At 72.0% G+C, this 14,560-nt stretch carries 14 protein-coding genes; 9 read left to right on the forward strand and 5 right to left on the reverse strand.

The window, feature by feature from the left end; genetic code table 11:
* Positions 1-136 precede the first annotated feature (136 nt).
* Together ABT106_RS08350 and ABT106_RS08355 are read left to right on the forward strand one after the other, a co-directional pair.
* On the forward strand, positions 137-1,456 hold the full coding sequence (locus ABT106_RS08350; protein WP_351274138.1) for an aldehyde dehydrogenase family protein: 1,320 nt from the start codon (positions 137-139) through the stop codon (positions 1,454-1,456).
* A 139-nt stretch (positions 1,457-1,595) separates the two neighbouring features.
* The gene (locus tag ABT106_RS08355) at positions 1,596-2,135 is read left to right on the forward strand and encodes a DoxX family protein (protein WP_351274141.1); all 540 of its coding nucleotides are present in this window, start codon (positions 1,596-1,598) and stop codon (positions 2,133-2,135) included.
* A 142-nt stretch (positions 2,136-2,277) separates the two neighbouring features.
* Here ABT106_RS08355 and ABT106_RS08360 read toward each other — a convergent pair whose 3' ends face one another.
* Together ABT106_RS08360 and ABT106_RS08365 are read right to left on the reverse strand one after the other, a co-directional pair.
* Entirely contained in the window at positions 2,278-2,625 is a 348-nt protein-coding gene (locus tag ABT106_RS08360; protein WP_351274143.1) for a PRC-barrel domain-containing protein, read from the reverse strand.
* Positions 2,626-2,789: 164 nt separating this feature from the next.
* Positions 2,790-4,517, reverse strand: coding sequence for a thiamine pyrophosphate-dependent enzyme (locus ABT106_RS08365; RefSeq protein WP_351274146.1), 1,728 nt, complete (start codon positions 4,515-4,517; stop codon positions 2,790-2,792).
* A gap of 397 nt (positions 4,518-4,914) precedes the next feature.
* On the opposite strand from ABT106_RS08365, the gene ABT106_RS08370 reads away from it, so the two are divergent.
* Positions 4,915-5,760 (forward strand): PRC and DUF2382 domain-containing protein, encoded by an 846-nt coding sequence (locus ABT106_RS08370; RefSeq protein ID WP_351274149.1) that lies wholly within the window; start codon positions 4,915-4,917, stop codon positions 5,758-5,760.
* A 112-nt stretch (positions 5,761-5,872) separates the two neighbouring features.
* On the opposite strand, the gene ABT106_RS08375 is transcribed toward ABT106_RS08370, so the two are convergent.
* From ABT106_RS08375 to ABT106_RS08385, 3 genes are all read right to left on the reverse strand, one after another.
* Positions 5,873-6,967: a carboxylate-amine ligase gene (locus tag ABT106_RS08375; protein ID WP_351274152.1), complete on the reverse strand. Its 1,095-nt coding sequence runs from the start codon at positions 6,965-6,967 to the stop codon at positions 5,873-5,875.
* Positions 6,968-7,032: 65 nt separating this feature from the next.
* Positions 7,033-7,704 carry an HAD family hydrolase gene (locus ABT106_RS08380; protein WP_351274155.1) on the reverse strand — a complete coding sequence of 224 codons (672 nt, stop codon included), beginning with the start codon at positions 7,702-7,704 and terminating at the stop codon, positions 7,033-7,035.
* 13 nt (positions 7,705-7,717) lie between these two features.
* Complete coding sequence (locus ABT106_RS08385) at positions 7,718-8,683, reverse strand: LLM class F420-dependent oxidoreductase (protein ID WP_351274157.1); 966 nt, start codon at positions 8,681-8,683, stop codon at positions 7,718-7,720.
* Between the two features lie 621 nt (positions 8,684-9,304).
* Between ABT106_RS08385 and ABT106_RS08390 the strand changes: the two genes are divergently transcribed.
* The 6 genes from ABT106_RS08390 (at position 9,305) to ABT106_RS08415 (ending at position 14,553) form a co-directional block, all read left to right on the forward strand.
* Positions 9,305-10,462, forward strand: a complete 1,158-nt coding sequence (locus ABT106_RS08390; RefSeq protein WP_351274160.1) for an ATP-binding protein — start codon at positions 9,305-9,307, stop codon at positions 10,460-10,462.
* Positions 10,459-10,860, forward strand: a complete 402-nt coding sequence (locus ABT106_RS08395) for a roadblock/LC7 domain-containing protein (RefSeq protein WP_267719842.1) — start codon at positions 10,459-10,461, stop codon at positions 10,858-10,860. The genes ABT106_RS08390 and ABT106_RS08395 overlap by 4 nt, the downstream gene beginning before the upstream one ends.
* Positions 10,857-11,234 carry a DUF742 domain-containing protein gene (locus ABT106_RS08400; protein WP_351274163.1) on the forward strand — a complete coding sequence of 126 codons (378 nt, stop codon included), beginning with the start codon at positions 10,857-10,859 and terminating at the stop codon, positions 11,232-11,234. The genes ABT106_RS08395 and ABT106_RS08400 overlap by 4 nt, the downstream gene beginning before the upstream one ends.
* Positions 11,209-11,802: a GTP-binding protein gene (locus ABT106_RS08405; RefSeq protein WP_351274165.1), complete on the forward strand. Its 594-nt coding sequence runs from the start codon at positions 11,209-11,211 to the stop codon at positions 11,800-11,802. The genes ABT106_RS08400 and ABT106_RS08405 overlap by 26 nt, the downstream gene beginning before the upstream one ends.
* A gap of 8 nt (positions 11,803-11,810) precedes the next feature.
* Entirely contained in the window at positions 11,811-13,151 is a 1,341-nt protein-coding gene (locus tag ABT106_RS08410) for a cytochrome P450 (protein ID WP_351274167.1), read from the forward strand.
* A 331-nt stretch (positions 13,152-13,482) separates the two neighbouring features.
* A complete protein-coding gene (locus tag ABT106_RS08415; RefSeq protein ID WP_351274169.1) occupies positions 13,483-14,553 on the forward strand; it encodes a tryptophan dimethylallyltransferase family protein in 1,071 nt (356 codons plus the stop codon).
* Positions 14,554-14,560 lie beyond the last annotated feature (7 nt).

Below are 14,560 nucleotides of genomic sequence, written 5' to 3' on the forward strand. Positions count from 1 at the left end.
CGGGAATACCCACGCCCCATTAGTTGCTATATACATTAATTGCCCTGCACATCGATCGGCGCGGACTGATCCCGCACCGCTGCGCACCACGAGCGCCGGCACCCTCCCGGCGCTGCCCGACCCCCTGGAGACACGCATGTCGGACCACCCGTCGGAGAAGCCCGCAGACGTCGTCGCTCGCCTGCGCGCCACCTTCACCACCGACCGTACGAAGCCCCTGACCTGGCGGACGACCCAGCTCGAGGCCCTGCGGACGCTGCTGACCGAACGCGGTGACGAGCTGGCCGCCGCCCTGCGCGCCGACCTCGGCAAGAGCCGTGAGGAGGCGTACCGCACCGAGATCGACTTCACCGTGCGGGAGATCGACCACACCCTGGAGCACCTGGCCGAGTGGCTTCGCCCGCAGCCGGCCCCCGTACCGGAGCGGCTGAGCCCCGCGGTCGCCCACACCGTGCTGGACCCGCTCGGCGTGGTCCTCGTCATCGCCCCCTGGAACTACCCCGTCCAGCTGCTGCTCGCCCCGGTCGTCGGCGCGCTCGCCGCCGGCAACTGCGTCGTGGCCAAGCCCAGCGAACTGGCGCCCGTCACCTCGCGGGCCCTCGCCGACCTCCTGCCTCGCTACCTGGACCGCGACGCGGTGGCGGTGGTGGAGGGCGCCGTGGCGGAGACCACCGACCTGCTCGCGCAGCGCTTCGACCACATCTTCTACACCGGCAACGGCCAGGTCGGCCGGATCGTCATGCGGGCCGCCGCCGAGAACCTCACGCCGGTCACGCTCGAACTCGGCGGCAAGTCGCCCGCGTTCGTCGACCGGGGCACGGACCTGGGCGTCGTGGCCGCCCGGCTGGCGTCCACCAAGTTCATGAACGCCGGCCAGACCTGCGTCGCCCCCGACTACGTGCTGACCGACCCCGAGACGGCCCGGGAACTGGAGAAGGAGCTGGCCGGCGCCCTGCACGGGCTGTACGGCGACGACCCCGCGGCCTCCCCTGCCTACGGCCGGATCGTCAACGAGCGGCACTTCGACCGGCTGACCGGCCTGCTCGACTCCGGCCGCACCGTCACCGGCGGCGCCCACGACCGGAGCGAGCGCTACATCGCCCCGACCGTCCTGGCCGGGGTGGCACCCGACTCCCCCGTCATGCGCGAGGAGATCTTCGGCCCGATCCTGCCCGTGGTCGAGGTCGCCGGACTCGACGAGGCCATCGCCTTCATCCGCGACCGCGACAAGCCCCTTGCCCTCTACGCCTTCACCGAATCCGCCACCACGCGCGAACGCCTGACCCGGGAGACCTCCTCGGGCGGTCTGGCCTTCGGCCTGCCCGTGGCCCACCTCACCGTCTCCGACCTCCCCTTCGGCGGGGTGGGCGAGAGCGGCATGGGCAGCTACCACGGCCGCTACTCGCTGGACGCCTTCAGCCACCGCAAGGCCGTACTGGACAAGCCCCTGCGCTGAGGCGGGCGGCCCGGGCCGGACCGACAGCGGCGGACGGACGAAGGCCGACGGACGGCCGGACGGACAGGCCGACGGACGGCCGGACGGACAGGCCGACGGACGGACGGATGGACGGACCGCGGCCGGGCAACAGCGGGACATGGCTGTCCTTCGAATGCTCGCCCGCCCCCTGCTGGCCGCCCCCTTCGTCACCGGCGGACTGCGCACCCTGCGCCGCCCCGAGGCGGTGGCGGAGCTAGCGCAACCCGTCGTCCGGGCGGTCGGTGACCGCATCCCCGCACTGGCCGGTGACCCGCTCAAGCTGGCGCGCCTGAGCGGCGCCGTCCAGATCGGTGCGGGCCTGCTGCTCGCGACGGGGCGCGCCCCGCGCCTCGCCTCGCTCGCACTGGCCGCCACCCTGGTGCCGACCACCCTGTCCACCCACGCCTTCTGGGAGGCGGAGGACCGGGAGGAGCGCGCCCGTCTGCGCGGCCACTTCCTGGCGGACCTCTCCGTGCTGGGCGGACTGCTCATCGCCTCCGCGGACACCCACGGAAAGCCCTCGCTCGCCTACCGCTCCCGCCACGCCCTCGACCACAGGCATCCGGTGCGCGCCGTCCGCCGCCCCGTGGAAGCGGCCGCCGCGGGTACGGTCGCCCGTGCCAGGGCCGTGGCGCGCCCGCTCACCGGCGGCCGCTGAGCACACCCGCCGGGCGCACCCGGGCGCCCCTGCCCCGGCGGCCCCCGATCCCGGCGAAGTCTGCCCCGCGAGGCGACCGCCGTACGCGGTGAGGCCCCGGTTCCCGTACCTCGTACGGGAACCGGGGCCTCTCGCGCGGAGGTCAGCCCTGGTCGCGGCCGTAGTAGTCGCCGACCCGGCCCCGGTAGTCGGCGTCGTCGCGGTGCTTGTCCTTGTCGTACTCGGGGGCGTTCTTGATCTGCTCCTTGGTACGGCTCACGTGGACCGTCCGCTCCTCCATGTCCACGCGGCCGACCGTACCCGCGGGCAGCAGGACCTCCTTGCCGAAGATCCACGGGCCCGTGTCGACGACGATGTACGAGGACCCGACGTCCTGGGTGTGCTCGCCGACCTTGCCGATGTGGCCGTCGGCCGCCTCGACCTTGAATCCGATCAGGCTGGCTCCGGCCGTGTAGCGGGAGTCGGGGCCATAGCTCCAGAGTTCAGACATGGATCCTCGTTTCAGGAATGTCCCCCGCACCGGGGGACGGACACGGTGTTTCCTTCCCGCCCCGCGCGCGGCCGCGGCCCGCGGTACTGCACCTGCGGGCGCTGTCACCCGGACGGCCCCGCGCCGTCGGCGGCCGCGGGCCGGGTCAGTCTTCGCGGGCCGGGTCAGCCTTCGCCGCCCGGGAGGATCTCCTTCACCTTGGCGATGGCGTAGCCCCACCCCTGTGCCACCGTCGGCTTACCGGGTACGGCCACTTCCTCGGGGTTGGTCAGGACGTCCAGCAGGACCGGTCCCGGGGTCCGCAGCGCCCGGCGGACGCTGTCGTGGAGTTCGGCCGGATCGGTGACGCGGATCCCGGTGATCCCGAGCGCGGTGGCCACCGCCGCGAAGTCGGGGTTGTCGAGTTCCGTACCGAACTCGGGCAGCCCTGCCTGCTCCTGTTCGAGCTTGACCATGCCGAGCCGGCGGTTGTCGAAGACGACGAGCTTGACCGGCAGCCGGTAGGTCTTGATCGTCATGAGGTCGCCGAGCAGCATGCTGAGCCCGCCGTCGCCGCAGAAGGCGACGACCTGCCGGTCGGGCGCCCACAGCTGGGCACCGAGGGCCTGCGGCATGGCGTTGGCCATCGAGCCGAGGTTGTACGAGCCGATCAGGCGCCGGGTGCCGCGCATGGTGACGAAGCGGGAGAGCCACACGGTGGCCATGCCGGTGTCCGAGGTGAAGACGGCGTCGTCGTCCGCGTACGCGTCGACGGCCGCGGCCAGCGCCTCGGGGCGGACGTCGTGGCCGCGGTTGTCCAGCGCGGCCCGCAGCCTTCCGGTCCAGCGGTGGTCGTGGCCGGTGTCGGCCAGGCGGCTCTGGCCTTCCCGCCAGTGCGCGAACCGCTCCCGGGCGTCGTCCAGGTGCGCGCGGTCCGGGGCCGCCTTCAGCAGCGGGAGCAGCGCCCGCAGCGTGGCGCCGACGTCACCGGCCAGGCCCACGTCCACGGGGACCCGGCGCCCCAGGTGCTCCTCGCGGGTGTCGATCTGGACCACCTTGCAGTCCTTCGGGTACCAGTCCCGGTAGGGGAAGTCGGTGCCCAGCATGAGGAGGGCGTCGCCGTGGTCGAGCGCGTGCCCCGCGGCGGGGTTGCCGATGAGGCCGGTCTGACCGACCTGGAAGGCGTTGTCGTCCTCGAACCCCTCCTTCGCCTTCAGCGTGAGCACCATGGGGGCGGAGAGGAGTTCCGCGGCCCGCAGGACCTCGGTCCGGGCGTCGCGTGCCCCGCGGCCGACGAGCAGGGTGACGCGGGAGGCGGCGTTCAGGAGTTCGGCGGCCGCCACGAGGGCGGGGTCGTCGGGACGGGTGACGGCGCGGTCGAGAGCGAAGCGCGCGGGGCGGTCCTCGCCCGCTTCCCGGTCGCCGAGGTCGCCGGGGACCGTCAGGACGGCCACTCCGCCCTGACTGACGGCGGCGCGTACGGCGGACTCCAGCATCCGCGGCATCTGGTCCGGGGAGGTGACGGTGGCGCGGTAGACGGCGACGTCGCGGAAGAGCAGGTCGTTGTCGACTTCCTGGAAGTAGTCGCTGCCGATCTCGGACAGGGGCACCTGGCCGCAGATCGCCAGCACCGGGGTGCGGCTCTTGGCCGCGTCGTACAGCCCGTTCAGGAGGTGCACGGAGCCCGGCCCCACCGTTCCCATGCATACGCCGAGTGTTCCGGAGAGCTGCGACTGCGCCCCGGCCGCGAACGCCGCGGCCTCTTCGTGGCGGCAGCCGACCCAGCTCAGGCCCTCCGTGGTGCGGATCGCGTCGGTCAGGGGGTTCAAGGCGTCTCCGACGACTCCGAAGACGTGCTCGACGCCCAGGTCCTTCAGTGCGTCGACGATCACATGGGCGACGGTGCGTGCCACGGGAGTGCCCCTTCGGTGTGGTGCGGCCCCTCGGTGCGGTGCCGGACTCGGCGGGTGCGCGGGTGGGCGGGTGCGCGGGGTGGTCCGGATCGGCCGCCCGGCAGTCGGATGCCCCGTCTGCGGGTGGTGATGCGGGCAGTGGCCGAGGCGGTGGGTCCGGGAAGCGGAGCGCGGTGCCGGCCTGGGCGGTTCACCCGTCCGGCGTACGCCGTCGCTTTGTGTCATCCCTCCGATACGCGGTGGTACCACGGCCCCCACGGCCGCCCGGCGTCCTCCCGGCCGCTGCGGCCGGTTGCGGCGGCCGGGCGCCGGGTGCGGTCTAGAGAGGGGCACGGGGTGAGCGCGGGACACCGAAGTCGCCGCGGATCGCGTGCCGTACGCACTGGAGGATTGACCGATGAGCGCTGGAAACGGTTTCCTGAGCACGGAGCAGCTGATCAACCTGACGGCCTACGACGCGGACGGGGAGAAGATCGGAAACGTCGGTCAGGTCTACCGCGACGACGCGACCGGCCGGCCGGAGTGGGTCACCGTCAAGACCGGCTGGTTCGGCATGAAGGAGTCGTTCGTCCCCCTCGCGGGCGCTCGCAGCGACGGCCAGGCCCTGCACGTCCCGCACGCCAAGGATGTCGTCAAGGACGCCCCGCGCGTCGACGCCGACCAGCACCTGGACGCGGACGAGGAGCACCGGCTCTACCAGCACTACGGCATGGCCGGCTCGAACGGCAAGGGCGAGAACCAGGGCAAGAGCCGGGGCGAAGCCGCCGGGCACCGCACGTCCGTCGACGCCCCCGGCATCGCCACCGGTACGTACGTGGACGACCGCGGGGGCAGCCGCGGCGACGGCGGTGGCCAGGACGAGCTGATCCGCTCCGAGGAGCGGCTGCGCGTGGGGACGACGACCGAGGAGGTCGGCCGCGCCCGCCTCAAGAAGGTCGTCGTCACCGAGAACGTGACCACCACCGTCCCCGTCAGCCACGAGGAGGTCCGCGTCGTACGCGAACCCGTCCGCGAGGGCGAGCGCGTACGGGGTGACATCGGCGGAGCCGAGCGGGACGTCACCCTGCACGCCGAGCGTGCCGTGACCCGCAAGGAGACCGTGCCCGTCGAGCGCGTGCGCCTGGAGACGGAGAAGGTCACGGAGCGCCAGGAGGTCTCGGGCACCGTCCGCAAGGAGAAGATCCGCTTCGAGGACGACCAGAACTCCCGCAAGGGCGAGGGCCGCAACGGCCCCCGCCGCTGACCCGGCGCGCTCACCGGCGCGTGCGGAACGGGCCCGGACTCGTCGAGTCCGGGCCCGTTCCCTTGCCGTCCGCGGGCCCGGTGGCCGGTACCCGGTGGCCGTGCCCGTCCGGTCAGTCGGTCGCGGTCGTACCCGTGATCAGGCCGACCAGTCCGGGCACTCCCCCTTCGGTGAAGGCGCGGCGCTGGCGGTCGGCGGGCGTGCCCTCCCGCAGGAGCCGGTGGACGAGGGCGCTCACCTGCCGGAGGTCGCCGGCGTCCTCCAGGGCCGGAGTGATGTGGCTCAGGAGCGTGCACAGCACGTCGCCGCTGCTGTGCGGGCGGCCGTGCGGATCGAGCAGGGTGCCGTTCAGTCCGTGCCGGGCCGCGTGCCAGTTCCCGGCCTGCAACAGCTCCGGCGGGCAGGCGGCCTGCGCGGTGCCCGCCTTCTCCTCCGCGATGGCCGTGGCGACCAGCGCGCGGACGATGCCCGCGAGCATGACCGCGTCGTCGGCCCGGAGCTGGACGTCCAGACACCGCACCTCGACGGTGGGGTAGCGGTCGGACAGCCGGGCCTGCCAGTACACCTGTCCCCTGTCGGCGATCACGCCGGATGCCACCAGGGCCTCCAGCCGCCGCTCGTAGTCGGCGTGTCCCTCGAAGTGCGGCGGCGGTCCGCTGACGGGCCAGCGGCCGAACACGATGGTCCGCCAGCTCGCGAAGCCGGTGTCGCGGCCCTCCCACACGGGCGAGTTCGCGGACATGGCCAGCAGGGTCGGGAGCCACCCCCGGATCCGGTTCAGGACCGCCACGCCCGTCTCCGGGTCGGGGATCGCCACGTGGACGTGCATGCCGTTGATCAGGTGCTCGTCGACGAGCTGCCGGGCCTCCCCCTCCATCCGCAGGTAGCGCGGCGTCCGCGTCACGGGTACGGGGTCGGTCCCCCGCAGCGGCGCGGCGCCCGTGGCCGCGATCCGGCACCCGTTCTCCTCGGCGGCCGAGGCCACGGCATGGCGCAGGCGCAGCAGGTGGCCCCCGACCTCCTCCAGGCTCGAGCAGACGGGGGTGGCCACCTCGACCTGCGCCTGGAGCAGCTCGTCCTGCACCTCGGCGCGGTCCGCGAGGGGGCCCAGGTCGGCCGTGCGGCGGACGCCCTCCACAAGGGGTGCGGGCAGCCCGGTAGCCGGTTCGACCAGCACGTACTCTTCTTCGACACCAACCGTGATCACGTTCTGCGGGTACCCGGATACGTCATGATCACCCGCGGCAGGGCGGCTGCCCGCCCCGGGCCGGTTCAGGTGGCCGCCACCCGGGAGAAGGGGCTGTCGCCGAGGCGGGCCAGGAGGTCGGCCGGGTCGCGGTAGACGGCGGCCGCCCCCGCCCGCGTCAGGTCGTCCCGGGGGATGCCGCCGCACAGCAGGCCGACGCCGGTCACTCCGGCCCGGGCGGCCGCCTCCATGTCCCAGACGGAGTCTCCGACGAAGACCGCGCGCCCGGCCGGCACCCGCGCCAGTTCGAGGGCGTGCAGGACGGGGTCGGGTGCGGGTTTGCCCCGTTCGACGTCGTCGGAGGTCGCGGTGCCGGTGATGGCGTCGTCCGCGCCGAGGGCCTTGCGCAGGGCCTCTAGTTCGCGGTCCTTGGCCGAGGTGACGAGCAGGACCTTCCATCCGGTCTCGGCCAGTTCCCGCAGGACGTCGGCGGCCGAGCCGAACGCGGGGAGCCGGTCGAAGTACGTGGCGTACAGGGTGTCGTGGGCGGCGCTGACGCGGTCGTCGCCGGAGTGGTCGCGGTCCTGGCCCAGGAGGTGGTCGAGGAGGTCCTCGCCGGGCAGGCCGATGGCCCGGTGGACGGCGTGCATGGGTACCCGGTGTCCCGCCTGGCGCAGGGCTTCCCACCAGGAGGTGATGTGGAGGTGGTTGGTGTCGGTGAGGGTTCCGTCGACGTCGAAGAGTGCGGCGCGGTTCATGGCGGCGGCCACCTCACAGGTTCCGCAGCGCGGGCAGCAGTTTGGCCTCGGCCCATTCCAGGAAGGGTTCCTGGTGGTCGCCGCCGATCTGGACGAGTGCGACCTCGGTGAAGCCCGCCTGCGCGTAGGGGCGTACGGCGTCGACGAAGGCGTCCACGTCGTCTCCGCACGGGATGGCCCCGGCGACGTCCTGCGGCCGGGTGTACCGCGCGGCCTGGTCGAAGGAGGCCGGGCCGGGGAGTTCGGCGTTGACCTTCCAGCCGCCGAGCGCCCAGCGGAACTGGTCGTGGGCGCGGGCCACCGCGGCGTCGCGGTCGGTGTCGTAGCAGACGGGGAGCTGGCCGACGCGCGGTTTGCCCGCGCCGCCGTGCGCGTCGAACCGCTCCAGCAGGTCCGGTTTCGGCTCGGTGGCGATCACCAGGTCGCCGTACCGGCCGGCGATCTCGCAGGAGCGGGGTCCGGACACGGCGATCCCGACCGGGGGCGGCGTGTCGGGGAGGTCCCACAGCTTGGCGTTCTCGACGTCGAAGTGCGCTCCGTGATGGCTCACGTACTCTCCGGTGAACATCCGCCGGATGAGGCCGGCGGCTTCCTCCAGCATGTCCAGGCGTACATGGGCGGCGGGCCATCCGGAGCCGACGATGTGCTCGTTCAGCCGCTCCCCCGATCCGAGTCCCAGCCGGAACCGGCCCTCGGACAGGATCTGGACCGTGGCCGCCTTCTGCGCGACGACCGCGGGGTGGTAGCGGAAGGTCGGGCAGGTCACGTACGTCATGAGGGGGATCCGGGAGGTCGCCTGGGCGGCCGCGCCGAGCACGCTCCACGCGTACGGCGCGTGTCCCTGCGACTCCAGCCAGGGGAAGGAGTGGTCGGAGATCACGGAGAAGTCGAACCCCGCCCGCTCCGCCCCCACCACGTGGGAGACCAGCTCGCGCGGGCCGGCCTGCTCGGTCATCATCGTGTACCCGATTCTCACCATGTGGAGCGCCTAGCCGCCATCGGGCCGGGTGAAACCTTCCGGGAGCGGGAGCCCCCGTACGGCGCAGCGCCGGCGGGGCGGGCCCGGGGGCGCCGCGGACCGTCGGCGGCCGGGGACCGCGGGTATCCGTCCCGGTCATCGGGAGCAATTCCAAGCCATCCGGAGAATGCCGGGGAACCCATTGCGCCGGGCGGGCCGCCCGGCGCTTCCGCGGGCCGGCACCCGGCCGTCCCACGGGCCGGACAAGGGTGCCCGAATGGGGAGCGACGCGGAGGCGTCCGGGCCGTGGCGAACGCGCCGCGAAAGCCGCGGACGGGTGTGTACCGACCCGCTGACGGCGGGCGGACCCACCGGGGGGCGAGGGGCTCCCCGTACGTCGCCGCATACCGGTGAAGCCGCCGGGATCGGGCCAATACCCACCAGGGGGGCCCTCATTGACGGTCGGTCACCTCCACAGGCCCGGTGATACGATCATCACACTTGCGGAGCGGCGGATGGACTTACGACGACATCTCCGACCACGGCGACCATCCGGGCGGTGCCCCCGGTACGGATGGTCCGCCGGTCCACCCGCATTGACGGAATGCAGCAACTGGCCGTCAGTCGCCTGAAGAGAGTCTTATGACGTCTTACATACAGAACCCAGTAATCTGGGCGCTTCTCGCCGCCGTGCTCGGCGCGGTCTCCGTCATTCTTCGCCAGCGCAGGGCAGCGCGGGCCTTTCGGCGTGAGATCGAAGAGATAAGAGCCCACTACACCCAGCTGGAGAGCAGCTTCTCGAAATCCGTCGAGTCCGAGAAGGAGCAGGCGCAGGACGCGACGAAATCGGTCCTCAAGTCCGCGATGAGGACGCTCCAGGGTCTTGCCGCGGAGCAGCAGTCGGTCATCTCCGGCCTGCAGACCAAATACGGCGAGTCGGTCATTCTCCAGGACCTCCTGGAGATCGACCACACGAACTCGCAGTTCGGGCGGCGCGCCCAGTCCATCGCCGTCCTGTGTGACGGCTGGCTGGGGCGACAGCGCGAGGTCGCGTCGGTCTATGACGTCGTCCGCAGCGCGCAGGGCCGGATCCGCCACTTCCGGCGTGTGGAGATCCTGTCGCAGGTCGACTTCGGCATCACCAATCGGGCCGTGGAACCCGTGGCACTGGCTCTCGCCGAGCTGCTCGACAACGCCACGAGCTATTCCAGCCCGGACACCGTCGTCGAGATCAACATCCGTACCGTGCCCAAGGGCATCTGCATCGTCGTCGACGACGCCGGTGTCAGCATGAACGACGAGGAGCGGGCCAAGGCCGAAAAGCTCCTGTCGAGTGAACGGGTGTCCGGCGTTTCCGGCCTGGGCAGCCCCCCGCAGTTCGGCTTCGCGGTGATCGGCGTGCTCTGCGAACGCTTCGGCTTCGAGGTGTCCGTGGACTCCAATTCACCCTACGGAGGGGTCCGTGCCGTCCTCCTGCTGCCGCACGAACTGCTCACCGCCATGCCGGTGAAGAGGGCCCCGGCGCCGGCGGCCCCCGCCTCGGCGGGAGACCAGGGCGGTCCGCAGTCCGCGATGACGGCGTCCTCGACCGTCGACGGCCTGCCCCGGCGCAGCCGCAAGCGGCCGATGGCGATCGTGCCCGGCAGCGCCTCGGCCCCACCCGCGGCGACCCGCTCGGACGCCGAGGCCGCTGCGATCATGGGCGCCTTCCAACGGGGTACGGAGATCGGACGGGCCACCCGCCCGGACTCGGCGAACCCGTCGAGTGATGCGAGCAGCGAAGGACATGAGGTCTCGTGAACAACGATCTGTCATGGATGCTGGACAGCGCCCTGGAGATACCCGGGGCGCTGCACGCGGTCCTGGTCTCCGCCGACGGTCTGCTGATGGCCCGGACCAAGGACTTCGACAAGGACGGCGCGGACACGGTCGCCGCCGCGATGAGCGGGGTGCAGTCGCTCAGCCGCTCGCTCGGATTCTTCATCGAGAGCGGCCACCTGCAGTGGCGCCAGACCCTCGTCGAGTTCGACGGCGGCTGGGTCTTCCTGATATCCGCCGGGGAGGGCGCGTATCTCGGAGTCTCGGCCTCACCTGACGTCGACATGCAGGACATCACCTTCCGCATGCAGCAGCTCGTCGGCCAGCTGGGCAAGGCGCTGACGACACCGCCGCGCGAGAACCTCGGCGTCCGCTCATGAACGGCTTCGACGAACTGGGTCCCGAGACCGCGGAATTAGTGCGTCCGTACGTCATCACCAAGGGCCGTGGCCTGCCCAACGAGGAACAGCTGTCCCTGATCACCCTGGTCACCGCGGCGGGCGACCAGTTGCAGCGTCCGACCCAGCTGTCCCCGGAGGAGCAGGGCCTGCTGGACCTGTGCACCGCCGGTTTCCTCTCGGTCGCCGAGATCGCGGGGCACACCCGGCTGCCCATGGGCGTGGTGAAGATCCTGCTGTCCGCTCTCACGGAGGGCGGCTACCTCATCACCCGTCCTCCCGTGCAGCGGGCCCCGCTCACGGACCGGCACATTCTCGAGGAGGTACTGAATGGGCTCCGCACCAAGTTTGGCTGAGCAGGCGTACGTGCGCGGCGGAGCGACGCAGACCGCCGTGAAGATCCTCGTCGTCGGTCACTTCGCCGTCGGCAAGACCACCCTCATCGGGGCGATATCGGAGATCCCTCCGCTGTCCACCGAGGAGACGATGACGCGCGCCGGCGAGTCGTTCGACGACCTCAAGGGCGTCCGGAGCAAGACCACCACCACGGTGGCCATGGACTTCGGCCGGCTGACCATCAGCGACCGCGTGGTCCTCTACCTGTTCGGAACGCCCGGCCAGCTGCGTTTCGTCCAGATGTGGGAGGACATGGCGCGCGGCGCGCTCGGCGCGCTGGTGCTGGTGGATCCGGAGCGGCTGGCGGACTCGTTCGCCGTGATCGACCTGATCGAGCAGTACGGCCTGGACTACGCGATCGCCGTCAACCGTTTCGACGGGACGCCGATCCGGGAGGAAAGGGCGCTCCGCGAGGCCCTGGACCTGCTCGACGACACCCCGGTCGTCACCTGCGACGCGCGCGACCCCAAGTCGTCCGCGGACGCGCTGATCACCCTTGTCCGCTATTTGCTGGACCGCTCTCGCTAGGAACAGACATGGACGCTCAACACACCGCCCCCGTGCCCCCGCCCGGGTGCCCGGCCCACAACAGCGGCGGACGGGTGCCGTTGCACGGACCGGGGTTCGCGGCCGATCCGCAGGCGTACTACGCCTACATGCGTCACTACGGTCCCACCGCGCCCGTGGAGCTCGCCCCGGGAGTGGAGGCCACGCTCGTCACCGACTACTCGACGGCGCTGCAACTCCTGCAGGACTCGGGGTCGTTCCGCAAGGACGCGCGCCGCTGGCGGGACTTCGACGAGGGCCGGATCAGCCCGGACAACCCGGCCGTGCCCGTGCTGGCGTACCGGCCCAACTGCATGTTCAGCGACGGCCCCGAGCACCTGAGACTGCGGCAGGCGGTCACGGACAGCATGGCCCGCGTCGATACGCGCAGGCTGAGCCAGAGCACGGTGCAGGTCTCCAACTATCTGATCTCCCAGTTCGGTTCGCGCGGTTCGGCCGACCTCCTGGCCGACTACGCCAAGCAGCTGCCGCTGTTCGTGTTCAACGAACTGTTCGGCTGCCCCGCCGACATCGGCGACCGCGTGCTGTTCGGGGCCACCGGCATGTTCGACGGCGTCAACGCGGAGCGGGCGATCGAGGTGCTGTTCGGGGCCGTCGGCGAGCTGGTCGCCCTCAAGCGCGCCAGGCCGGGCGAGGACGTCACCTCGTGGCTGATGCAGCACCAGGCGAAGCTGACCGACGAGGAGATGGTCCACCAGCTCGCCCTGCTGCTGGTGGCGGGCAACGAACCACTGCGCAACCTCATCGGCAACACCCTGCACCGGCTGCTCACCCACGACGCGTACGCCCACAAGGGCGGTCTGATCGACGAGGCGATCGACGACACGCTGTGGGAGAACCCGCCGATGCAGAACCTCGCGGCGCACTATCCGGCGGCCGACATGGAGTTCGCCGGGCAGAAGCTGCGGGCGGGAGACCTCGTCCTGGTCAGCTTCGCGGCGGCCAACACCGGGCCGGCGCTGACGGCCGCACGCCAGGCCGGCAGCAACCGCGCCCACCTGGCGTGGAGCGCGGGCCCGCACGCCTGCCCGTCGAAGGAGCCCGCCCGGCAGATCACGGTGACCGCCATCGAGAACCTGCTCAACCGGCTCCCCGACGTCGAACTCGCCGTACCGGAGGACAGTCTCGTCTGGCGCCCGGGCCCCTTCAACCGGGGACTCGCCACCCTGCCCGTCCGGTTCACCTCGGTCGGTCCGCAGCCCGGGACCGCCGCGGCCCCGCAGACGGAGGCTCCCGGTCCTTCCGAGACGGGCGGCCGGCGCGAACGGTCCGGCATGTGGAGCCAGTTCCTCACCTGGCTCACAAAGTGATCTACGCAACTCCCGTTAACTCACCCACCACAGCATGAACGTTTCGCCTCGAGGGTAGTGACCACCGCGTTGTTCCATCCTGCTCACGAGGCGAAAAGGAGGTGTCGTGGACCACATGTCCGACGACGCCACTGTCATGCAACACCCCGCCGGTATCGGTCCGTTCGGTACCCGCTCCTCCAGGCGGGTGTCCCCTTGGGCGCTCCGCGCCGTGCCGGGAGCCCCGGCTCCGGCGACGGGGTCCCGGCACGGCGGCCCGAAACCGCCCGACGTGGAGACACTGGGCGGACACGCGGCGAGACAGGTACTGCGGCTGTGCGAGGCCGCTGGGTTGAGCGGCACCGACTCCGCGTCCTACGCGCGAACGCTTCTCGCGGTGCTCGGCCCCGCCGGTGAACGGCCGCTGGACCTGCCGCCCCCCGACCGCTCCTTCCTCTCCGACGACCACACGCCGGTGGAGTTCTCGCTCTCCTTCGTGGCGGACGCGGCGCCGACCCTGCGGGTGCTGCTGGAACCGGGGTTCGGCGCCGGCAGCCTGGAGGAGAACGGCCGTACCGGTCTGCGGGTCATCCACGAACTGGCCCAGCGATGGGGGTTCGACACCGCGCGCCTGGACGAACTGGAGGACCTGTTCTTCCCGCCGGACCCCGAGGGTCCGCTGGCACTGTGGTGTGCGCTGGAACTGCTCCCCGGCGGGGTCCCCAAGGTCAAGGTGTACCTGAACCCGGCGGCGTCCGGACGGGAACGCGCCGCCGCAACGGTGCGGGAGGCCCTGCACCGGCTCGGCCACCGGCAGGCGTTCGCGGCGCTCCCCGAGGGTGATCGCCACCTGTTCTTCGCCCTGGACCTGGGTGCCTGGGAAGAGCCCCGGGTGAAGGTCTACCTCGCGCACCACGACCTGTCGGCCCCGGAGGCGGCCGGGCTGTCCCGCGTGGCCGGCGGCCCCGTCGCCGAGTCGGCGGCCGAGGTCGGCAGGTTCTTCGGCATGGCGGCCGGACACGACACCGACGACGGCGTCGGCGCCACGGGAGACGGGGCGGACCCCCGGCTCGGCCGGCGGCCCGTCCAGTCCTGCCACGCCTTCACCGAGACGGCGACCGGCCGCCCCAGCGGCTTCACCCTGTACGTCCCGGTCCGCGACTACGCCCCGCACGACGGCGAGGCCCTCGACCGCGCGGTGGCCGTGCTCGGCCGGTACGGCATGGACCCCGCCCCGCTGGTCCGGTCGCTGTCCGCCGTCACGAGCCGGTGCCTGCACGACGGCGTGGGGCTCATCGCCTACCTGGGGCTCGCCCACCAGCAGGGGCGGCCGGCACGGGTGACCGCGTACATCTCCTCGGAGGCATACCGGGTCAAGCCGCCGGTCGCCGCGCCGGCCCCGCGGACCGAAGCCGTCCGCTGAGGCCGGC

It is taken from the genome of Streptomyces sp. NPDC002044 (assembly GCF_040296725.1).
Taxonomy (GTDB): Bacteria; Actinomycetota; Actinomycetes; order Streptomycetales; family Streptomycetaceae; genus Streptomyces; species Streptomyces antarcticus.